General features: G+C 51.0%; 17 protein-coding genes. 2 read left to right on the top strand and 15 right to left on the bottom strand.

The window, feature by feature from the left end; translation table 11 throughout:
- Positions 1–17: 17 nt before the first annotated feature.
- The 4 genes from CRN95_RS10680 to CRN95_RS10665 all read right to left on the bottom strand — a co-directional run bounded on the left by CRN95_RS10680 (position 18) and on the right by CRN95_RS10665 (position 5,882).
- Positions 18–1,592 (bottom strand): glycosyltransferase family 39 protein, encoded by a 1,575-nt coding sequence (locus CRN95_RS10680; protein ID WP_097020861.1) that lies wholly within the window; start codon positions 1,590–1,592, stop codon positions 18–20.
- A complete protein-coding gene (locus tag CRN95_RS10675; RefSeq protein WP_235002993.1) occupies positions 1,592–3,328 on the bottom strand; it encodes an NPCBM/NEW2 domain-containing protein in 1,737 nt (578 codons plus the stop codon). The genes CRN95_RS10680 and CRN95_RS10675 overlap by 1 nt, the downstream gene beginning before the upstream one ends.
- On the bottom strand, positions 3,315–4,481 hold the full coding sequence (locus CRN95_RS10670; RefSeq protein WP_097020859.1) for an acyltransferase: 1,167 nt from the start codon (positions 4,479–4,481) through the stop codon (positions 3,315–3,317). The genes CRN95_RS10675 and CRN95_RS10670 overlap by 14 nt, the downstream gene beginning before the upstream one ends.
- 84 nt (positions 4,482–4,565) lie before the next feature.
- Positions 4,566–5,882, bottom strand: coding sequence for a M18 family aminopeptidase (locus CRN95_RS10665; RefSeq protein WP_097020858.1), 1,317 nt, complete (start codon positions 5,880–5,882; stop codon positions 4,566–4,568).
- A gap of 66 nt (positions 5,883–5,948) precedes the next feature.
- On the opposite strand from CRN95_RS10665, the gene CRN95_RS10660 reads away from it, so the two are divergent.
- Positions 5,949–6,941: an MlaD family protein gene (locus CRN95_RS10660; protein WP_088631391.1), complete on the top strand. Its 993-nt coding sequence runs from the start codon at positions 5,949–5,951 to the stop codon at positions 6,939–6,941.
- Positions 6,935–7,708 (top strand): hypothetical protein, encoded by a 774-nt coding sequence (locus CRN95_RS10655; RefSeq protein ID WP_097020857.1) that lies wholly within the window; start codon positions 6,935–6,937, stop codon positions 7,706–7,708. The genes CRN95_RS10660 and CRN95_RS10655 overlap by 7 nt, the downstream gene beginning before the upstream one ends.
- Positions 7,709–7,818: 110 nt before the next feature.
- On the opposite strand, the gene CRN95_RS10650 is transcribed toward CRN95_RS10655, so the two are convergent.
- From CRN95_RS10650 to CRN95_RS10600, 11 genes are all read right to left on the bottom strand, one after another.
- Positions 7,819–8,664 carry a hypothetical protein gene (locus CRN95_RS10650; protein WP_097020856.1) on the bottom strand — a complete coding sequence of 282 codons (846 nt, stop codon included), beginning with the start codon at positions 8,662–8,664 and terminating at the stop codon, positions 7,819–7,821.
- A 122-nt stretch (positions 8,665–8,786) separates the two neighbouring features.
- A complete protein-coding gene (gene pyrF, locus CRN95_RS10645; protein ID WP_088631394.1) occupies positions 8,787–9,674 on the bottom strand; it encodes an orotidine-5'-phosphate decarboxylase in 888 nt (295 codons plus the stop codon).
- Entirely contained in the window at positions 9,674–10,918 is a 1,245-nt protein-coding gene (locus CRN95_RS10640; protein ID WP_088631395.1) for an RNA methyltransferase, read from the bottom strand. Before CRN95_RS10640 ends, pyrF begins: the two co-directional genes overlap by 1 nt.
- Positions 10,915–12,783 carry a 1-deoxy-D-xylulose-5-phosphate synthase gene (gene dxs, locus CRN95_RS10635; RefSeq protein WP_014546322.1) on the bottom strand — a complete coding sequence of 623 codons (1,869 nt, stop codon included), beginning with the start codon at positions 12,781–12,783 and terminating at the stop codon, positions 10,915–10,917. Before dxs ends, CRN95_RS10640 begins: the two co-directional genes overlap by 4 nt.
- On the bottom strand, positions 12,784–13,671 hold the full coding sequence (locus CRN95_RS10630) for a polyprenyl synthetase family protein (protein WP_088631427.1): 888 nt from the start codon (positions 13,669–13,671) through the stop codon (positions 12,784–12,786).
- Between the two features lie 46 nt (positions 13,672–13,717).
- Positions 13,718–15,346, bottom strand: a complete 1,629-nt coding sequence (locus tag CRN95_RS10625; RefSeq protein WP_097020855.1) for a carboxypeptidase-like regulatory domain-containing protein — start codon at positions 15,344–15,346, stop codon at positions 13,718–13,720.
- Positions 15,343–16,179 carry a TIGR02147 family protein gene (locus CRN95_RS10620; protein WP_073425402.1) on the bottom strand — a complete coding sequence of 279 codons (837 nt, stop codon included), beginning with the start codon at positions 16,177–16,179 and terminating at the stop codon, positions 15,343–15,345. Before CRN95_RS10620 ends, CRN95_RS10625 begins: the two co-directional genes overlap by 4 nt.
- 98 nt (positions 16,180–16,277) lie before the next feature.
- Entirely contained in the window at positions 16,278–16,649 is a 372-nt protein-coding gene (locus tag CRN95_RS10615; RefSeq protein WP_088631397.1) for a hypothetical protein, read from the bottom strand.
- A 9-nt stretch (positions 16,650–16,658) separates the two neighbouring features.
- Positions 16,659–17,948, bottom strand: coding sequence for a GGDEF domain-containing protein (locus CRN95_RS10610; protein WP_235002992.1), 1,290 nt, complete (start codon positions 17,946–17,948; stop codon positions 16,659–16,661).
- Positions 17,949–18,058: 110 nt separating this feature from the next.
- Entirely contained in the window at positions 18,059–19,108 is a 1,050-nt protein-coding gene (locus CRN95_RS10605) for an SGNH/GDSL hydrolase family protein (RefSeq protein ID WP_097020853.1), read from the bottom strand.
- A 162-nt stretch (positions 19,109–19,270) separates the two neighbouring features.
- Positions 19,271–21,166, bottom strand: coding sequence for a hypothetical protein (locus CRN95_RS10600; RefSeq protein WP_097020852.1), 1,896 nt, complete (start codon positions 21,164–21,166; stop codon positions 19,271–19,273).
- Positions 21,167–21,275 lie beyond the last annotated feature (109 nt).

The raw sequence follows: 21,275 nt of genomic DNA, 5'->3' as shown, positions 1-21,275 counted from the left end.
TATCAAATTTCGACTTCTCAGAGTAATTTTGCGGGGTATGCTACAATATATTTTCCAAAATTACGGACCGAAAAGCCACGCTGTTCAAACCAAGAAAGTCTAGAATCCTTGTTTTCCATAAGATAAACCGCTTGCGTATCGGCATTATCCAAATTAAATGTGAAAACATAGCGGTCAAATTCGTGCACATAGAGGAATGCGCTCGGGAAATTCGTGTAGCGAACCGTCGAAAGGTAAGAATTCAAGTCCACCTTGCCATAAAAAAGCACTCGCGGGTAGCTCACGTTCGGGTCCACATAAATTTTACCGCCCGATTTCGACTGCGACTGTGCAAATTCCATAGCATCGCCAATGCCTTCGCAGAACGGATTTGCAATCTGGTCCTTATATACCGTAAAATATTCACGTTCAAAATTGGCAAAGCTCAAGAGGTACGCCACCAGCGGAACGTAAATCAACTTCGGGTGGATATAGCTAAACGCGAGAATAATCCCTTGCGCCGCCATAATTATAATCGGGATAAAAATCAAGTTCACGCGATTGACATTGACGCTGATTAAAATTCCAATCGTAAAAGCGGCGAGCAGCCAGGCAAGCATAAAGAACGGGAGCCCAAGCTTGCGCGACTTTACATCACGCACCGTCTGCCAAATGTTTTCGACAAGGCCGACAAAGAAAAACGCAAGCGTCACCGGGTAGAAAAGCCCAAAATTGCGAATGCAATTCCACGGGAGCCCATCAGACTGACGCTTCAAAATATTCCAGAGGTTCATGAAATTTTCGGGAATCTCCTGGAACGAAATTTCACTCGCCCTGAAATAAACAAGCTTCGGAATGCTGATAAACGGCAAGCGGATTTCATTGATAACGCCCTTGTTCACGAGCATAAAGAGCATAAGCGGGAGCGCAAGTGCAGCAAGTACGCCAAGCGAAATCCAAGTGTAACGATTATTGTGGATAGACTTTGTCCAAAGAGCATAAAGTACGTTCAACAAGATGATGAACGGGACAGCCACCCAGATGGTCGCATATGCATAAAGCGAGAGTCCGTAAAATGCAGCCGAGGCAATCAAGAACTTCGGCTTTTCAAGACCTTTTACAAAGAAGAAAAGTCCGAACAGCACAAATCCCGGCGCCAAGTTCGATTCAAGAGCCCAGCGCGAAAGCATCACATGCCACGGAGAAATCGCAAGCAGAAGCGTTGCACCCAAGGCAATGCGTTCACTAGAGAATCGGCGCACCAAGAAATAAACCGCCGCAAGCGACAAAAGCCCCACCAGAAGCATCGGCAAGCGGATTACCCAGACATGCATCCCGAAGAGCGCTACAAACGGAATCATCAAATACGATTCGAGAGCGTTCATGCCGGAACCCCAGGCAGTCAAGTAAACCGGCAAGCGGTAGCCGTAAGAATCTGCAGCGTGGTGCAAAAGCGTGTAGGCGTTATATCCAGCAAAAGCTTCGTCCTGGTTGATATCGCCCGGCACAGAGCCGAACATGTAGACACGAGCAAACGTCCCCAACAGCATAATTACCGCAAAGACAAATTGCGCAGCCGTTCGCGATTTCAGCCAAGCAAAAACCTTGTCCATTACTTCCTCTTGGTCACGATGACGTTCAGCCAGTCGGCATGGTCGTAAGCGTTGTCGCCATCGGCATCTGCCTTGAGGATAATCGTCTGCTGACCACCGATATAGACTTTACCGACTTGCGGCTTTTTGTTGCCAAAAACGACATCGCTTTTCCAAAGTGTTTCTTCGGGAGTCGCCACGATAAAGCGCACAGAACCACCGCCACCCGTTTCATCATCAATGCCCACGACAAATTCAAGCGAATCAGCATCGGCAGGCATTTTGAAAAAGATTTCAGAAGCGGCATGCGTACCAATACCATTCTTATACTGCTGTCCACGAACCGTAAGCGTTGCTCCATCGACCGCACGGTTTACACGAGGTCTACCGTATTGTTGCGTGTAATGATCGATCGCCAAATCCGTGAGATAGAACTGGTTCGACTGGAGTTCTACATTCACCGGCATGAGCCCGATAATTTCGGTGATGAGCATCGGGAAAAGGAACAAGGCAAGCACCACATACGGCGTAAAGCGCGGGAACGGGATACGTGCAAGTTTTTCAATCAGCGCAGGGAACGCACGCGGGGCAAAGTTGTTCACAACGCCTGCAATGAAGATGAGGAGCGCAAGTCCAGAAACCGGAACCCATAAGTCGGCACCCTTGAAGCCATTCACCATTGAAATGTTCATGGCGCAAATGGCCGTCACCAGAAGCGACCAAATCCAGGCCTTCTTCGTTTCAAGCACCATCCACACGCAAGCAAACGGAACGGCGTAAATCAAATAACGTTCATGCATGCCCGGCAATACAAGGAAGAACGCAAAAGCTTCCCAAGTCGCAAGTTCAAACGTGCGGCGGAGTGTTTTGGCAAAGAGAGCGCACTTCAAAATGTAAGCAGAGATAATCACGAACAGAATCTTACCAAGCCAAGACGGAGAAAGCAAGAATCCAATGCCATCCGGCGAAAGCCCGAAAAGCGGATTCACGTCACGGCTCGTATTGCCCACAAAGAACATCCAGGTGTTCGCAGCATTGTAAGTCGAGAACGGGTACTGTTCCGTCGTGTTGAGGTAAGCATGAGTGAGGAGTCCCGAGAGGTTCCCTGCAACCATGAACGGCAAGAATACAAGCACAATTGCAACCGCCATGAGCGGGAGCCCGCGCCAGGACTGCTTATAGCGACGGAGGAAGATGCCACCGAAAATTGGCAAAAGCAAAATCATCTGGAACTTCGCCAAAAGCGCAAGCGCAAAGAACATCGAAGCGTACTTGATTTTTCCAGGGAAGTTAATGCAGTAAAGTGCAGCAATGCCAAAGATGCAGGGGAACAAATCGACCTGCCCCCAAATCGGACCATCGAGCAAAAGCGCCGGGTTCAAGGCCACAAACGCAAGCACAAAATGAGCAGAATACTTCGGCAACTTGAAGCGCGCCACCAGGCGGCTTGCAAAATCGACAAGCGCCACATGGCCAAAGTAAACCGGCCACAAGCAGAAGAACTTGAGGAGCGTCCCCTTTTCTATCGGGATATTCGCAAGATTATGGACTTGCGCCACAATCCAAAGCCAAAAAACATAAAGCGGAGGATAGTTGCCATTAAAACGTTCAAATCCATTATTCGCCAATTGCTTGACCCAATCCGCCCAATAATTTTGATCTCCACCAAATGCAGCAGCATTTGTACAGAACAAGTTTGCAAGCAGGCAGATGACGCCCCAAATCAAAAAATACTGGATAGACTTATCGTTTTTCACCAGAAGCTCCAAAATGTTTAAAATGAATATTCACGGAATTCGCTTTCCGATAAACAAAACCAAAACCCTTCCAGAAATATTCCAAAAGCACCGACGCAAAGTACGTCATTACAATAAGCACGAGCAGCGACGGGATTGCATATCGCGGATATGCGACAATCATCGCCGGGACACCAAAGTAATAACAGAAGAACGGGTGGATAAGCCACATAAATGTACTCTGGCGTCCGAGATACCAAAATCCTTTTTTCAAGAGCCTGACATGGCTCAAGAAGTCCATAGCAACAACGGTTAAAACCGGGATGAAGAACACATCAAAAATATCGCCAATTTCATTTTGACGCATGACGATAATCATGCACCAGATGGCAATATCGGCCAGAGGGTTCAAAAGTCCATGCTGCTTGGCAGAATTGTGCAAACGGTCAAAGAGCCCATTACGTGCGACGATTGCACCCATCCAGAAACAAGCCGCATACGGCGCAATCTGGCAGAAAAAGCGGAGGTACATGTGGCTATTTCCGAGAACGCCAAGCGAAGGCACCGATTTAAGTCCAGGAAAAACATGCGCAAACAAAAGCGACACAATAACGATAATGAACAAATTGATTCTTGCCGAATAGCGGTCAATAACGGCCCTGACAAGCGGGAATGTCACCAAGGCGAATGCGTAACTTATGAGGAACCACCATTCCCTGTTATATGTCGATGCAAACCCAAGGAAGTTCGAAACTAATTCCCTTAACGAGAAAATTTCAAAGCGCGAATAAATAAAAGGATCAGCGCAATACGGGACCTGTGCAGAAAAGAACAGGAAACCAATCGGAACGAAAACAAGAAAGACTTTCCAGTACGCAAAATAAAGTTTTTTAAGGCGCCCAACGATATCGTAGGGTTTTCCGTAGGAGCTCTTATAGACTCCATAACCGCCAAAGAAGAAAAACATCGGGACGCATATTTTGCCAAAGATTCCCAAATAAATAGTCAATGGCATATTGAACATCGTAAAAATGCCAACAACGCCCCCACCCGGAATACGGTTCGGGAAAAACCAAAGATGATGCAGGAGCATGCAGACAATTGCAATCCCCTTCATCACTTTTGTATCATCGGGCGTCAGAAAATTATCAATCTCGTTCGAGCCTTTTTGCATATTCCATCTTTATTGTGAATTGATTCGAAAATTATAGAAATCTTTTCACAGGTTCTGCGCAAGGCTCGCCGTTTCAGCATGAATTTAGCTGTAGCAATAAAGCGCTTTGACGAGCTTTATCATATCTTCATGGTCGCTTGCGGCCATCATCTCGCGAATGCTATGCATGCTGAGCATGGGCTCGCCGATATCGACCGTCGGGATTCCTAGATTTGCAGAGACCGTCGGGCCTACCGTTGAACCACATGGCATGTCGTTTCGCATGATGAAAACTTGAAGTGGAATTTCGGCCTTTTCGCAAAGCAATCGAAGTTGAGCGGAACTCATCAAGTCACTTGCATAGCGCTTTTGTGAGTTTGTCTTAAGTACAATACCTTTTCCCAACAGAGGAGCGTGATTCAGTTCGTGCTTTTCCGTGTGGTTCGGATGCTCGGCATGGGCCATGTCGATAGAGAGGGCGATACTAGACGAGAGACGAGAGGCGAGAGACGAGAGAGGCGCTTGGGCCCTATCGTGCTCGCGCACTCCAGGGTGACAGTCATTTTGGAGCGAAGCGATAGAATCCAAGACACTCTTTAAAAAGTTACCGGCAGCTCCTTCACGCGTGTTGGAACCGACTTCTTCGTTATTGAAGAAGCAAGCCACAAGGCAATCGCTTTCAGCCGACTTCGCAGACACCATCGCTTCGGCAATGGCGTGGCAGCTGCTCAAGTTATCGAGCCTGCCCGAATAAATCCATTCATCATTAAAGCCGCCGCGATTTGCAGACTGGGCATCAAAAAGCTGTACGTCAAAATCAATCAGGCGCGATCCTTCCGGGAGTTCCTTTTCAAGCGATGCTACAAACAAGTTCTTGCGTTTTTCAGAAGAGTTACTTTCCGGAGCGCCCGCCCACAGCGCATTGAAATCAATCTGCGGATTGACCTTGAGACCATCCTGATTCACGCCACGGTTCAGGTGGACCGCCAACTGCGGAATCCTGAAAAGTTTTTCGCCACGGAACAGTTTCGTCTTGAGAGTCGAGCTACCGGCATCCACGTAAGCAAGCATCCCTGCATACCCAAGGTCACGATCGAGCCAGCTCGTGTAAAGCGGAGAACCGTAGACCTCCGTATGGAGCGTGCATACGCCTGCATTTACGACATCCGGATTCGGGGAAATCTTGAGCGTCGGGAAGTCCGTATGCGCAAGAGCGATCTTGAACCTCGACTCGTCACTCCACTTTTGGGGTGTACGGAACGCAATGATCGAAGCTTCGCGGCACACGAAATAGGCTTTTGCAGGCTCAAGATTGGCACCTAGCTCAATTTCAGTAAAGGAATTTGCCTTGAAAAAAGACTTCAAAGCGTCTACAGTATGGTAAGGCGTCACTGCGGTATTCAAAAATTCAAAAAAATCCATATTTCCTCGAAAAAAATCAATTAAATTCAATTTGACAATATAATCTATTTATATTTCACGAAAGCAATGGCATTTCAAAAGATAAAACAGGTTAACTGGATGGAAATGTCCGGCCTTTTGGTCGGCGTTGTTAGCACTGTTGCCATCATGATTTTTTCGTTGGTACTTTACCACTTCCTTTTTGACAAGGACAATGGTAAAATCAAAGAGAACTACAACCTTTACAGTACATTTGAAAAGGCGCTCGGTCTCACATCGGGTACTCGCGTACAGATTAACGGTGTTAACGTCGGGCAGATATCCAAGACGGAAATCAACAAAGACGGTATCGGTGTAGTCATTGAATTTGCCATCCGCAAAGAATACAAGGACTTGATTACCGACAGCGCCGAAGTTTACGCCATCCGCGACCAGAACCTCATCTCGGCCCGCGTCATCAACATCGATATCAAAAACAGAGGACGCATTCTAGAAAATGGGGACACCTTAAAAGCAGGCTCAGCCAAAGATATCGAAACCGTTATTGAAACGGCTAATGAACTTTTGGGCCGTGTAAACCACCTTATCGACGCCGCCGATGAACTTGTGGCAATGGCTCTTGACACAGGCACGACCATGGGTGCATTATTTGGTTCCCGCGCCCTTTATGACAACTTAAACCGTCAGCTTTATCGACTTGACGAAATTACATTCCTCGGCAAGAACGTGTTAAAAAAGACCTCCTTCTTGCTAGACACGATGAAAACAGACGTGCCGAAACTTGTAAGCCGTGCAAACGAAGTCACCAACAACGTAGGCAATTTGCTCGAAGATTTCAAGCCGCTACCGGGTCAGGTCACGTCGCTTTTGAACTCCATGGATTCTACCGTTGGCCGCGTGGATAACCTCGTCACCGATTTCGGTACTGTAACGACCGGCCTACAAGATTTCATGAATACGACGGAAAACACCTTGCAGAGTGCCGACGACCTGATGAACGGCATGTCCAAGATGTGGCTCCTAAAAGGCAATGTCCCCACGCATGATTCCGTACCCTTTGTCGTGGAGACGCTATGGTAACGAAGGCTTTGAAGATTGCCCTTTGTGTAGCGCTTAGCGGAACCGCCGTATTCGCCTCGGAATCCGGAAAGCTTGCCGCACGTGCGCAAAAGTCCTTTAAGGCAGGGAACTTTTCTAAAGGCTACTCACAGCTCGATCGAGCCCTTGTCGCAAGCCGCAAAGAAGCCGACCTCAATGCAGAAAGCCGAATCCTTATTGCAATGGGCCAAGTCCGCACCATGAGTCTCGATTTCGACATGGCGGATTCCTTGTTCAGTCACGTATCTAACAATGTCGGCAAAACGACAAGAACAATGCTCATCAAGGCGAAAATCGGACTAAAGAATGCTACCGAAAAATTCTCCGAAGCCGTATCGCTTTGCGAAGGCATTAACAAAGACGACCTAGATGGTATTGCAGACGAACTGCAAGGCGCATTTTATTCGGAATGTGCCATAGCCTATGCAGGCAGCCATCGAGACGAGAAGGCAAAGGAAGCCCTCAAGATGGTCGACAAACGTCTTGATGACGATACGGGAATTTATTACTGGACTGAAGGCCGCCTAGCTGATTTGCTGAACCAGGGCGACGCCAACGAGATCTACCTCAAGGCAGAAAAAGAATCCGTCAAGGCAAACATGCCATATACGACGGCAAACATTCTCTACCACCGCGCTAAATATTTAAGCAAGTCCAACCCATCCAAATCCAGAGAACTCCTCGACCGCTGCAAAACAGCATTCGAGCTGATGGGACTCCCCAAGAATTCCGCACGCTGCGCGGAATAATTCACGTCATCCACAAAACTGGTAATTCATGAACTCGTCATCCAGAAACCCGTAAGGGTTGATGGATCCAGAGGCATTTTTACGAGACTTAACTGGGCCCTTCGCTTTGCTCAGGGTGACGTAGATGCTGTAGAATCCGCAACACTTACTTTAGCCGTATCGGCGGCAGTAGAATCTGCAACGGGTTCTTCGACCTTTTTCATGGCAAGGAGGCGGTTGTAAACGACAACCGGCGGGATGCGGCCTTCGGTCATGCCATCGACAAGGAACTTGACTTTCTGATAATTGTCGTCCTTATTGTAGTCGCTAATCAAGCCCTTGTAACCGAAGAGCTTGAGGATTTTCACATAAAAGCTTGCACGGAACTTCTTGAAACGCGGTTGCATCACGTCATTCAGGATGGTTTCAAGCGCAGTCTCGGTCTGCATGGAGTCGAGTTCAAAGCTGCGGTAAATCGTGCGGATGTGATCGGGAATCGTTGTATCCGGGCTATCGAAATACTTGCGCATCACGTTCGCGGCTTCGGTCCTGTTGGGGTACGGGCCACGAGCGAGGCGGAGTGCAAAGTAAAGCGAAAGGCGCCAGTTTTCAGGATAAACGCGAGTCGCACGGCGGAGTACCGAGAAGTCCGAAGTATCGGGAGCATCTACGGGTGTCACGCCACCGACAAAATAATACGGCGTGAAGAATAGTGAATCCAGGCTCGTCGAGAGTTCGGCGACATGACCGAGATACGCATATTCCTTGCCGGTGAGGTAGCTTTCACCGAGTTCGGTGAGGCCCTTGATCCAGAAGAGCCCCGCTACCGAGGCGTCATGCCCTGCAGCTACATAGCGAACAGACGAAGCCTTCGGCAAGAAAGATTCGTCAAAGTTCGTGCCAGGCAACGGCTTTGCGTAATGGAACGCAACCACGATCACCGCAACGGCAACTATGAAGCTAAGGATATAACGCATATTCATTTCATCACGTCATTCTGAGCGAAGTGCGAAGCACGTAGTCGAAGAATCCATCAAGTAAAGCCCTGGATCCTTCCCCTATCGCTACGCTCCAGGGTCAGGATGACGTCTTAGAAGAACTAAACCAAGCATGCCTCTGCGAGTTTTTCGAGTGCATCGACGCAATCGTTCGCATAGTTTGCCGGCGTATCGTTACGCTGCCATGCAAAGTTGAGTCCACTGCTCGAGTTGAGCACATGGAACTTGCGCTTGCCGCCACCGTTTGCGATAGCGTTGAGCACGGTCTTTGCATCGCCGCCCTGACCGCCCGGCACGCCCGGAATGGACACGCCCGGAATGAGGAACGGGATTTCGTGTTTGTGAGCAACGGTGTAAGCCGTAATCTTCTCAAGTTCTTCCGGGTGGGTTGCACCGACAACGGCACCAAGGTATCCCTTGTCAGCATCCCATTCCATAATCTTGTCCGCTACGGAATAGAACGCTTCGGCAACGTCGCGCGGATCGTCACTGCGAGTAACAGGCAAATCCTGGAAGTCGTGAGCGCCCTTGTTGCTTGTGCGGAGGAGCACGTAGGCACCGTTTTCGCTATCTTCGCGAATGAACGGACCGACGGAATCGGCACCCATCCACGGAGAGACGGTCACGGCGTCTGCACGGTAAACATCGTAAGCGGCGTTGGCGTAGGCGGCACTGGACTTGCCAATGTCACCGCGCTTTGCATCCAAGATAACCGGGATGCCAGCACTTCTGTAATCGGCAATGAGCTGCTGCAAAACGAGCATCGACTGCACGCTCACGCATTCGTAATAAGCGCTGTTCGGCTTTACGACAGCCGGCTGCACGTTACGCTTGAGGCAGCATTCCAAGATGTCGGAATAGAAGCGCTTGATGCGGTCTTCGGGAGTGCCTTCGAGCGGAATGAGCTTGAGCACAGGGTCCATGCCCATGCACACCGGGTTACCGCACTTCGCAATACGCTGTTCAAGGCGATCGTAAAAGCACGTCATTACTTCAATTCCTCCTGAATCTGGGCGGCTTCGTAAGAGAGAATGCCATGTGCGACAGCCACATTCAGAGATTCAAGTTCACTGCTCATCGGGATCTTCACCGTTTCGTCGGCGAGTTCGATGAAGTACGGGTTCGTGCCGGCACCTTCGTTACCCACGAGGAAAGCCATCTTGCGGAGCTTGTGAGCCGGGATTTCGCGGAGGGACTGCTTAGCATGCAAATCCGTTGCGATGATGGTATAGCCCTTGCTACGGAGGAAGTTGATCTGGTCCACGAGATCCACGTCGAATTCAAACGGAACGCGGAGGAACGTACCCGAGGAACCACGAACGACCTTCGGGTTGAACGGGCTCACTGTACCACGACCGAGAATCATGCCCGAAGAATTGAAACCAAGGCTCGTGCGGAAAAGCGTGCCGAGGTTACCCGGATCCTGCACGGCGTCCACAAGCGTAAGCACGCTGCGGCTTGTTTCGTAGACCGGCTTCTTGCTTGCGATGTTGCAGTAAGCAATGATGCCCTGCGTCGTCATCGTCGAAGAGAGGCGCTTCATCTGGTCTTCGGTAAGAGTGTGGAGCGTAATTTCGGCTTCGTTAATAGCTTCGATGAGTTCTTCGTTTTCAAAGCCTTCGACAACGTAAACAGAAATCACGAGTTCGCGGTGGTGCTTCACGAGTTCTTCAACAACGTGAACGCCTTCGCCAAGGAACTTGCCTTCGCGTTCGCGACCCTTTTCGGTCGTGCAGGCGATGAGGCGTTTGAACCAAGGCGGTGTAGCCACGGAATCTTCAACGGCTTCAATCTGGGCGGCACGTGCTTCGAGTGCGGCTTCGTCCAAGTTTTCGTCAACGGCTTCCTTCTGTTCCGGGCGCTGGCGGTAGACCGGGGCGTTCATAGCGCCGCGCGGTCCGCGGTTAAACGGCTTGTCGCCAAAGCGGCGCGGACGGCGGTCACGGTCAAAGCGGCCACCACCACGGCGTTCTTCACGGTTGAACGGACGGCCTTCGCGGTTTTCATCGCGGTTGTCGCGGTCGAAACGGCGTTCACCACGATCAAAGCGGCGTTCGCCGCGGTCACGGTCAAAACGACGATCGCCACGATCCCCACGGAACGAGGGCTTGTCGCCAAAGGAACCGCGGTCATCGTCACGACGAGGGCGGCGTTCAGGAGCTTCGCTGACTCCAAATTTACGGTCAAGCGTGATTCTTACGGTACGCTTCGGTTTGTTTTCTTCTTCACTCATAGTTTTTCCATCAACTGTTTGGCGACGGATTCCCCGTCAATTTCTAAGATCTTGTAGAGAGCCTTGATTTCTCCCTGTTCAACGAATCTGTCCGGAAGACCAAACCGGTACAGTTTCTTGTCCGTATAGCCGAGATCGGACAAAAGTTCCGCAATGGCTGAACCATAGCCACCCACCTTCGTATTGTCTTCGAGCGTCACAATGACATTGTGGCTGTCAAACAGCGAACGGTAGCATTCCTGGTCGAGCGGCTTAATAAAACGGGCATCCACAAGCGTCGGGTTGTATCCGTTTTCACGAAGCACGGCGGCTGTTTTCTTGAGTTCATTTGTCATGAAGCCGGCGCCCAGAAGGAGTATGCCGGAGCCCTTCTCAAGAATCTTGGGGCTTTTATAGTCGAACGGTCCTTCCGAGGGGACAAGCTCTGCAGCAAGTGCAGTGCCTCTTGGGTAGCGGATAGCCACGACACCTTCCATATCGATGGCGGCAGTCAACATGTCGCGCAGTTCATTTTCGTTGGAAGGTGCCAAAATGGTCATTCCGGGAACAGTCCGCAAGAACGACAAGTCAAAGGCGCCATGATGCGTCGGACCGTCTGCACCGACAAGGCCGGCACGGTCGAGCACAAGCACCACATGCAAGTTCTGGAGTGCAATATCGTGGATAATCTGGTCGTAAGCGCGCTGCATGAACGACGAGTAAATCGCGACCACAGGCACAACGCCATCGCAAGCCATGCCCGCCGCAAACGTCACGGCATGCTCTTCGGCAATGCCCACGTCAATCACGCGGTCCGGGAGTTCCTTTGCGACGATATCCATGCCGCAGCCCGTAGGCATTGCAGCCGTGATGCCCATGATGCGCTTGTCCTTGCGGGCAAGCTGCAAAAGCGTATTGCCAAACACGCTCGTGAGAGACGGGTTCGGATTGCCCGGAGCAAGTGGAAGCCCGCTTTCAGGGTCAAATGCACCGCAACCGTGATACTTCGTCGGATTCTTTTCGGCAGCGTCAAAACCGCGGCCCTTTTCGGTCAGCACATGCACAAGGCACGGGCCCTGCTGCTGCTTGACGCGTTCAAGAATCATCACGAGTTCATCGATGTCGTGACCATCAATCGGACCAAAGTAGCGGATGCCGAGGTCTTCAAAGAAGCGACCTGGCTTCACGGCGTTCTTCGCCGCATTCTCGACCTGCAAGAAAAGGTCACGGAAGCGGGAACCCAGAATGCCCGGCAAACGGTTCATCAGGCGATCCAGGTCGGTACGCATCTTGTTGTAAACCGGGTCCGAAATCACGCGGTTCAGGTACTTGCTAAAACCGCCGATGTTCGGTGCGATACTCATCTTGTTATCGTTCAAGATGATGGTCATGTTCTGCTTGGAGGCGCCAACGTTATTGATAGCCTCGTAAGCCATACCGCCCGTCATGGAGCCATCTCCAATGACAGCAACCACGTTGTTGTTGCGGTTGAAATGGTCGCGCGCAACGGCAAAGCCGAGAGCCGCAGAAATAGACGTCGTGGCGTGGCCCGCCCCGAAGCAGTCGTAAACGCTTTCGTTCCTCTTGAGGAAGCCGGAAATGCCTCCCTGCTGGCGCAAGGTATCGAATCGGTCATAGCGGCCGGTCAATAGCTTGTGCACGTACGCCTGGTGCCCCACGTCCCACACGATCTTATCGTCGGGTGCGTTGAACACGTAGTGCAGCGCAAGAGTCAGTTCAACAACGCCAAGGCTCGATGCCAAGTGACCACCATGCTTAGCCACTTGACCAATGATGGTCTCGCGGATCTGCGTAGCAAGGTGGTTCAGTTCCTCGACGGAACAGTGCTTCAAGTCCTGAGGCGACTTAACGTCTTTCAGTTCCATTTATTTCACTCGCGTGATGATGTATGCCGCTATAGAACGGAGGATGGAGGTATCGCATGTGAGGCCATCCAAAGCCTTGATGGATTCCTCGTAAAGTTCCCTAGCACGTTCCCTAGACTTTTCCAGTCCAACGATGGACGGGTAAGTAGCCTTGCCCTTTTCGATGTCAGAGCCGGCGTCCTTGCCAAGTTCTTCGGTCGTAGAGACAATGTCCAGAATGTCATCCACAATCTGGAAGGCAAGCCCGATGGAGCGGCCATAGTTGCGGATGATTTCCATATCCTTTTCGCTTGCGTCTGCAAGCATTGCACCCACGAGGAGAGCAGCTTCGATGAGGGCTGCCGTCTTGTGGTAGTGAATGTAATCGACAATTTCGAGATCGACAGTTTTGCCTTCGCATTCGATGTCGGTCATTTCGCCACCGATCATGCCGTACGTGCCAAGCAAGTGAGCAAGGAGCTCGATAGCCTTTGCGTTACCGGTCTTGCCCATCATCTCGAAGGCGTGGATGCAGAGGGCGTCACCTGCCATCACGGCAGTAGCTTCGCCAAACTTCTTGTGGCTTGTGAGCTTTCCACGGCGGTAGTCGTCGTTATCGACACACGGAAGGTCATCGTGGATAAGGCTGAACGTGTGGAGCATTTCGAGAGCGCTCGTTGCAAGCCAAATCTTTTCTCCCTTGCCACCAAACATGTCGAACGTGGCCTTAGCAAGTCCCGGACGCAAGCGCTTACCGCCTGCGAACATGGAATAGCGCATAGCCTCGTGCAAACGGCACGGACGGTCCTTTACTGGGGGGAGATGTTCATCAAACTTCGCCTCGGCATCTTTGGCGATGCGGGCGAGATATTCCTGAGCAATTTTTGCTTCTGATTCAATAGACTGCATGTGCACAAAGATACTTAATTCGAGGCGCACTTAAAAGGTCTAATTTTTAGAAAAGAGCGCCATAGAGCACTATATCGTCCAGATAGAATTCTGTTCCATTTCTTACGAAGAAATGCAGCTGGCGGACATCGTCCTTGAGCGTATTCCATGCGATATAGCAGTTGCTTACATCCTGGGCGGTATAGCACAGGTCATCGTATTTCACGACATAGCGCGTCCATTTCTGCGAATTCAGGTCCTTCCATTCCGAGGCGGCCTTGAGCGAGAGCCCAGCGACTTCGGATTCACGGGTCCAGTTTTCAAGAGACACGCGAATCTGGCCCGAGCCCTTGGCATAGAACGAAATAGAATCTAGCGTGGAGAGGTTCCAGCCTTCGTCGCGGAGGAACATGCCGGTCAAAACCCAAGCGTAAATATTATTCGTTCCCACCAGGTTGTACTTTCCGTGGAACACCTTGGACTTGCGCTCGTTATCCGTATCGAACGACTTGGACAGAATCTTGGAGCCAACAGAATCCGTGCTAAAATACCAGTTTCCGGTATCCTTCACGTTTTCGAAGTCCTGCATCACGACATACGGGTAGTCGAAATCAGCAGAGCCCTTGGAAGGCGCAATGCGCTTTGTTACATACAAGCTATCTTTAGTAGTGACAACATAGAGATCAAGCGAATCGTTCGTCGGGAGCGTCGGGAGTGTAAACGTTCCTTCTTCGTTCGTCTTCGTCAAGACATCGAGGCCATAGACACCCACCCACGCATACTTTTCGCCGGCATGGAGCGTCACACGGCTCATGTAGTTCGCCGTTTCCTGGAGCTTAATCGTATCAAGCGCTGCAATCTGCTTTGCCGAAAGCACCTTGGAATAAGCGGCGCCCGACTGCATCACCGTGAGGCGGTAATCGCCAGACTTCAAGGAGTCAATGACAAATAGACCATCCTTGTCGGCATAAGCATCTGCTTCGGCAATAACATTACTCACGTGCAAAGAATCGACACGCGCGTCAGCCTTGCGGATTGCAAGCGATGCATACGGAACAACCTTGCCGTCTGCCACTGCCACAAACTTAACCTTCCCGGCATACGGGTCCGGCTTTTCGGGCTGGAGGTCAACCATTTCCGTTTCGTTCGGCGAGAGCTTTACAGCCAAGTCATCATAGACCGTGTTGTCGTCACCGCGCAAGAAGTACACCTGCAACGAGTCGTTCGACGGCAACTGCGAGAGCATAAAGCGGCCGGTCGAATCCGAACGCACGAGCACGTCCATGCCACGCACGCCCACCCAGACAAAGTCGCAATCTTCAGGCATGTCGGCCAAGCCGCCAAGTGCGGCCGTCGGTTCAAGACTTACATCGCCCAAGGTCGTATCGCCCGAGTAAAGTCCAGTGTAGGCAGAACCGCCATACACAATCGTCAAGCGGTACTTGCCTTCCGGAGCCTCGAACGAGAAGTTACCGAGGGAATCCGCGTAGAAGTCCGCGTTCACAATTTCATTGGTCGCACTATCGGCCGTAGAAGTGTGATCGACACTCCTGACCGCCACACGTGCATAAGACGCCACAGCGCCATTGCCCAAGTAGGCAATGCCGTTCGTCGTTTCGCTGCCGGGGCCTCCTGCGACCTTATCCGAGCAGCTCCAGAGCATAAGAGCTGAAAGTATGCAGGCTAGTCTTTTCATTTTGACTTCTCCTGCAATTTCTTAGTAAATGCGAGCGGGAACAGCTGAACGTTCAGCTGGAACACCGTATCGTCACCCGTGCCATCCTGCGAAAGGCGCAGCAAGTCCGAGCGGAACTCCTTGATCTTTTCACGAATGAGCTGGATATCGTTCATGTTGAACGTCATCGTCACCGTGCTGATATCGCGCAGAGGAGGCGCATGCCGTTCCAGCGATTCACCCGCGAGGCGAATCGTCTCCTTCTGGAATGTCCGAACCGCTTCGGATCTCCAGTTACCACCTGTACTCACAAATGTATCATTCACTTTCCAGTACCCGTCCTTACCCTCAGAAATCATGTTCAGGTCGTGCAGGAGCTTGATGGCATCCTTCGCCTGCTCCACCGTGATAGCCGGCGTGCAGCATTCGGCAAGACCTTCATAATCATCTTTAAAATTACAAATACCGATTACAGAACGGATAGCGTTGTAGTACCAATGGCGGTAAAATTCAAGTTCTTTTTTGGCAAGGCGCTTTAAAGGAATGCCCTTCAGCGCCTGCATCTTCTCATAATGGTTCAGTGCTTCCTGGTCGCTTTTCGCACGGCCGAAGTACACAAGTTCCGACCAGTAGGCAGTTTCCTTTTCGTCAAGCTCGAAGAACTCTGCCATCGGCTTGATGAAGTTTACAGCGAGGTGGATCTTGCCCTGCGAAATACGGAGGAGGTTGCCGGGGTCTGCGCCGAGCTTCATTGCCATGTATCGCCAGGATATGACGGTCTTACGCTTCTTGAAATCTTCAAAAGCATCCCTAATCCATTCGCGATAATCGGTATATTCAAAAATCGGTTTCACAGAAATTCCTCACGGCGAGCTGCCGACACTAGACAATGCGGGCGGTTTGAACCACTATAAAGATATCTATATATGGTTCAATAGGTTAGGGTACGCCGTTATCGTTCGTTGTGGAATTTTACAACAGACGCCGAACCGCCAGAGCAAGTCGACTGCCAGGAGCACTCCAACAAATCGCTAAAACGAGTGTCGCCACAGCGGCCTTCAAACACGAGAGCGCCCTTTTCATCTAGCTGGTAAAAGACTTCGTAAGAGATTTCGACAAGCTTGGACTTAAGCACCACCGGATCGCCCATCACCTTCGATGTGATTTCAATCACACATTTGTCTTTGAACTCCACCGCTTCCGCAGCTTCGTCAATGGCATTCCAATGGAGCTGGATTTGCTTAAAGTCGTCCACTTCCGGATGCTTGGAGCACGAAACGAGCCACAAGACCGAAACTGCGAGAATAAGCCAAACGCGAGCCATCGGGAACCCTTAGTGGTTACGTCTGAACGTTGCGACCGTTACGCGGTTGCGGCCATTTTCCTTAGAAGAGTAGAGAGCCTTGTCCGCACGGGCAATGAGAGACTTCGGATCTTCGCCAGGCACCATCTCGGTCACGCCGAAGGAGCAAGTCACCTGCTGCTGCGTGATAAGCGTCGAAGCTTCAATTGCCTTGCGCAACTTCTCGGCGAGGAACGCGGCATTCTGGATGCTCGTGTCTTCACTCAAGATTACAAATTCTTCGCCGCCCCAGCGCACGAGCGAGTCCGTATTGCGGATCATGCTCTGCACGAGCTTTGCGAGATTCACGAGAACTTCGTCACCGACAAGATGTCCGTAAGTGTCGTTCACGTTCTTGAAATGGTCAATGTCGAAAATCATGAACGAGACCGGAGAACCCGTGCGGTTGAGCTTTTCCTGTTCGCGGAGGAGCACACCGCTGAAGCCAGCGCGGTTGAGACAGCCCGTGAGCGGGTCTTCCTTGCTGGACTTTTCGTATTCACTCTTTTCGATTTCGAGAGCTATGAGGTTCTTCTTGAGTTCTTCTTGCTTCTTCTTGTTCAGAGCGCGTTCACGACTGTAGTCAAAGAATCTGATGATTAAGATGATAAGGAAGGTGACAAACCAGAGAGCGACAAGCGTCGTCACGAGGTCCACCTGCGAAATCTTCTTGCCCTTGAAGCGAAGTCCCTTGATTTCCCAACCGCCATAACCGAGCGGAGCGTTCGTACCAGTCTGGATTTCAATAAGCGGGATGTTCGAAAGGTCTACGCGAGCCTTGTGGACGTTGATTTCGTTCTGGGAAACCCACCAGCCTGCCACGCGGAATTCCTGCGGGACAAACACGGCCGGGTACGGTTCCTTGGTCGGAGTAAATTCGATTTCGTTGAACTTGAGGGAAGTTTCGTCGTTCTTGCGGTAGAGGGCGCTATCGTAACCGCGCATGTAAAGACGGACGGACCCCTCGTTACGCGGCTTGAGCCACACGAAGATGCTGTCGTAGTTGGAAAGGTCGCGGCCCATGGTCTTGCCATCGCCGAGATAGACCTTGATGCCCACATACGGGTAAGCATAGCCTTCACGGAGTTCATACTCGATGAGGACCGAGCTGTCGGTGCGCGTCATGGAAATAGCAGAAGTACCGCCATCCACGGAGTCGGCACTTGCGACCACGTACGGATATTCACCGAGATTGATGTCCATGATGTCGTCTAAGAAATGCCTATACGCAAACATGGCAACGGCAGTAATCACCAGAAGCACAATAATCAGGAAATTCATCCTGAAAAGGGCATAAACTTTTCTCATAACTTTTGAAGACATAATCACATATCCATTTTTGGCATCAGTGCTTTCTAAATATATAAAAAAGGGTTTTTCCCGTGCCTAAATTATCTTGAAAGCCACCGTCCAAGCCGAGCTATTATGGGTCTCAAGGTATTCGCGAGCTCTTCCTGGGAATGGGTGTCAGGGTGACCATGCAAGCCGACATTCGACGTGAGGACGTGTTTATATTCCAAATCCTTGTGACCGGCAGCAATTTGAGCGTCGTAAATTGACTTTATGGTCGGGGCAAGGTCATCATTGGGCCATACTTTCGTGGAAACGAGCAGGAATTTTACGCCGGGGTGAGCCTTACGGAGCTTATCAAGCAATTTAGCGTACGCTTTCTTGAATTTTCCTTTATCTGCATACGGCGGATTGCCCTGAAAATCGTTAATTCCTTCAAAAATCACGATGACTTGCGGGTGGAACTTTTCCAAATCCCAGCGTTCCGGCTTCGGATACGAGGTCACGGAGCCCATGACCGTGTAATCATAGAGGCGTTCGTACGTCCATTCGGGGACCATGTTGTCGTAGTTGCGCACAAGACCGCGTCCGCTGTAGGCATTTACCTGGTAGTCGGCATTGAAACCGCTCGCAAGGAGGTAGGCGTAACTCTTGGAGGCGTTCGTCTTGTCAAACTCGGGAGCGTCCTCGGCGGAGGAGCCTTCGCAGCCATAGCCCGCAGTAAAGGAATCACCGATGAACTCGATGCGGCGACTGGACGGTTTGGGGGCTTCGCCAAATTCGCCATCGACGGAAATGCCGTAGAACTTGATTTCGGGAACGCCGCTTTCGCTAATCTTGATAAAGCGATACTTATGGAAGGAGCCGTCGTCCTCAACCTTGATGGAGCGTTCTTCCTTGGAATCGACTTCGAACTGTTCAATCTGCTTGCCGTCGCGGTCTAGGCGCCAGCGGGAATGGCCTTCGACCGTAAACGTAATTTTTGAGGCCTTGGCGTTGAACGTGATGGATGCGGCAGGCGCACTCGCGCGGCTTACGCCGTTATCATGGGCCCAGCGGCCATTGAACAGAAGGTTTTCCATAGAAGAGGATGCTCCAAAAGAGTACGCGGCAAGCGCACCCAGGAAAAGGAATATGCGGACGAAATTCATTGAAGGAATGATAGAATTTTTTAGTTACTAGCAACGTCATTCTGAGCGGTGTAAACCGCGAAGAATCCAGTCAAGTCAGACGGACTTAGAATTCAGTAAAAAGGCGATGCCGGCACAAGGCCGGCATGACAACTAAGAAAACGGAGATGGCAATACTAGCACTTACCCTTGGGGGGCGGAGGCCTTCTTGCTCAAGACCTTGATTTCTTGAATAAACGAAAGGTCAAGCGAGAACTTTTCTTCCTTGCCGCGTTCCTGGATTTCGACCATCGACGGGGATTTCGCGAGGTGGAGCGCATGCACGTAGAACATCTTTTCTTCAAGCTTTGCGTTTCGCTTGGTCTTGTCCATGATCTTCGCGGCAAGCGGAGTGCCCACGGTCTTTGCGTAACGGAGTACCTTCACGAGGTCGAACGTGCTCAGCTTCTGATAAACGCTACCGTACTTGGTAGAATCCATCGTCGCCTGGGCAGATGCTTCGTCAGCTTCGTCGCGCAATTCGTAGTCAATCTTCTTTGCTTCGGGCCATGCAATCGAGAATTCAGCCTTCCATTCTTCTTGAGCGGCAGGCGTGCGGTTTTCGGTTGATTCGCCAGCATACGGGAAGAAGCCATAGTTCTCGAGAATTTCGAAAGCACGTGATTCCAGTTCCGGATTCAAAATGAAGCCGTAACCCGGGATGTATTCCTCGGTGCATTCCATGAACTGCGGGAAGCGGGAAAGTTCGCTAAGGACTTCCTTGCTTTCGACCTTGAGGAGTCGGGCAGTACGCACCTTCGCGCCGTAGAACGAGGCGTTCCATTCGGCAAGTGTCGAGGAGACGTTCTCAGGCGGCTTGAGCCAGTTGCGGAGATTTTCGACTTCGGATTCCGGGAAACCGCTCTTGAGGCCAGCGACGTACGTTTCTTTTTCGAGCGTGAAGCAGAGGAACGTTTCGTCGTTCTTGACTTTCGCCAAGCATGCGAGGGAATAGAGCACACGCGGAGCCATGCCGGTCGAGACGACCAAGTCAAAGTTCGGGAGCGCGGTGAGATTTGCTTCAGGAATCGAAGCGATAGAAGTTTCGAGCCAGTCCTTGCCGGACTTGCTCACGACAACTGCGGTCACCTTGCCTTGAGCCATGCGGAAATCAACAAGGCCCAAAATCCAGAGTTCGCAAAGCGGACGCGGCAGGAATTCCCACGGCAAGACCTTGTTCTTTTCTTGCAAGCGGTAGGACGGATCCATCACCCAGAAGAGCTGTGCAGCATCAGCAGCGGAGAGACCTTCGCCAATGCTAGTAAGCAAGCGAGCACAAAGGTCGCGGTCGCCGTGGAAGCGTTCCTTGATCCACCAGGAAATCACATCTTGATGGAGACGGAAACCGTTCTTGTGGATAAAGTCAATAGCGGATGCGGACGGGAGCAAGAAGGTGTTTTCGCGTTCGAGCCAGCCGTTCTGCACGAGGAAACTGAAGATGAGCGAGATTTCCTGTTCGCAGGCCTTTTCAGAAGCGTGGCGGGAAGCGGTAAACACTTCGGCACAGATCTGGCGGCCACGGCGGTGGAGCGTTCCGTTCGTGTTGATGCGGAGCTGTTTCTTCTTTGCGTTCGCGAGCACGACGCAAACATGCCAGTCCAAAAGGTTCTGGTAAGAAATCAGCGGAGACGTTGTGTCGATTTCGCCTTCGGGCTTGATGTCAAAGCAACCGATAAAATCGCTAAAGCCCATGTAAATCGGAGTGCCACCCACAAAGGAGCGGTAAAGCACGTATTCACGGCACATCGTAAGGAGGAACGTCTGAAGTTCGCGGTTCTTGCTCACAGGAACCGTCAGTCGAAGTTCATTAAACGCAAGACCTCTGGAGCCGCTATTATAAATCAAGTTCAGGCAGCGACGCTGCCACAATTCCATCTTAGAAACGAGTCCCGCAACGCGTTCCTTGTCGGAATAGTAAGAGAGCGTTTCGGACTGGATGAGAGCATTGTTTAAAAGGCCCTTTTTGCCGAACGCCTTCGCGTGGGCGTTACGAAGCAAGGGCTTGGACATTCCATCAAAAAAAGCACTTAAATCAAACATTATGCACCTTAAAGCAGGGTGCCAAATATAATAAAAATCACGCGGTTAGTTAAGGGGCTACTCACGTGAACAGGTGTGAGAAATGCCCGCCGGTGGCGGGCATGACTAA

It is taken from the genome of Fibrobacter sp. UWB16, from assembly GCF_900215325.1.
Lineage (GTDB): Bacteria > Fibrobacterota > Fibrobacteria > Fibrobacterales > Fibrobacteraceae > Fibrobacter.
The sequence above is the reverse complement of the archived record's forward strand: the minus strand, read 5'-3'. Positions and strand labels throughout refer to the sequence as shown.

Excerpts from the sequence above, each read along its gene's own strand:
- CRN95_RS10680 (WP_097020861.1), bottom strand. The coding sequence starts at position 1,592 with ATGGACAAGGTTTTTGCTTGGCTGAAATCGCGAACGGCTGCGCAATTT.
- CRN95_RS10655 (WP_097020857.1), top strand. The coding sequence starts at position 6,935 with ATGGTAACGAAGGCTTTGAAGATTGCCCTTTGTGTAGCGCTTAGCGGA.
- CRN95_RS10660 (WP_088631391.1), top strand. The coding sequence starts at position 5,949 with ATGGCATTTCAAAAGATAAAACAGGTTAACTGGATGGAAATGTCCGGC.
- CRN95_RS10625 (WP_097020855.1), bottom strand. The coding sequence starts at position 15,346 with ATGAAAAGACTAGCCTGCATACTTTCAGCTCTTATGCTCTGGAGCTGC.
- CRN95_RS10600 (WP_097020852.1), bottom strand. The coding sequence starts at position 21,166 with ATGTTTGATTTAAGTGCTTTTTTTGATGGAATGTCCAAGCCCTTGCTT.
- CRN95_RS10640 (WP_088631395.1), bottom strand. The coding sequence starts at position 10,918 with ATGAGTGAAGAAGAAAACAAACCGAAGCGTACCGTAAGAATCACGCTT.
- CRN95_RS10665 (WP_097020858.1), bottom strand. The coding sequence starts at position 5,882 with ATGGATTTTTTTGAATTTTTGAATACCGCAGTGACGCCTTACCATACT.
- CRN95_RS10605 (WP_097020853.1), bottom strand. The coding sequence starts at position 19,108 with ATGAATTTCGTCCGCATATTCCTTTTCCTGGGTGCGCTTGCCGCGTAC.
- CRN95_RS10610 (WP_235002992.1), bottom strand. The coding sequence starts at position 17,948 with ATGAATTTCCTGATTATTGTGCTTCTGGTGATTACTGCCGTTGCCATG.
- CRN95_RS10650 (WP_097020856.1), bottom strand. The coding sequence starts at position 8,664 with ATGCGTTATATCCTTAGCTTCATAGTTGCCGTTGCGGTGATCGTGGTT.
- dxs (WP_014546322.1), bottom strand. The coding sequence starts at position 12,783 with ATGGAACTGAAAGACGTTAAGTCGCCTCAGGACTTGAAGCACTGTTCC.
- CRN95_RS10615 (WP_088631397.1), bottom strand. The coding sequence starts at position 16,649 with ATGGCTCGCGTTTGGCTTATTCTCGCAGTTTCGGTCTTGTGGCTCGTT.
- CRN95_RS10670 (WP_097020859.1), bottom strand. The coding sequence starts at position 4,481 with ATGCAAAAAGGCTCGAACGAGATTGATAATTTTCTGACGCCCGATGAT.
- pyrF (WP_088631394.1), bottom strand. The coding sequence starts at position 9,674 with ATGACGTGCTTTTACGATCGCCTTGAACAGCGTATTGCGAAGTGCGGT.
- CRN95_RS10630 (WP_088631427.1), bottom strand. The coding sequence starts at position 13,671 with ATGCAGTCTATTGAATCAGAAGCAAAAATTGCTCAGGAATATCTCGCC.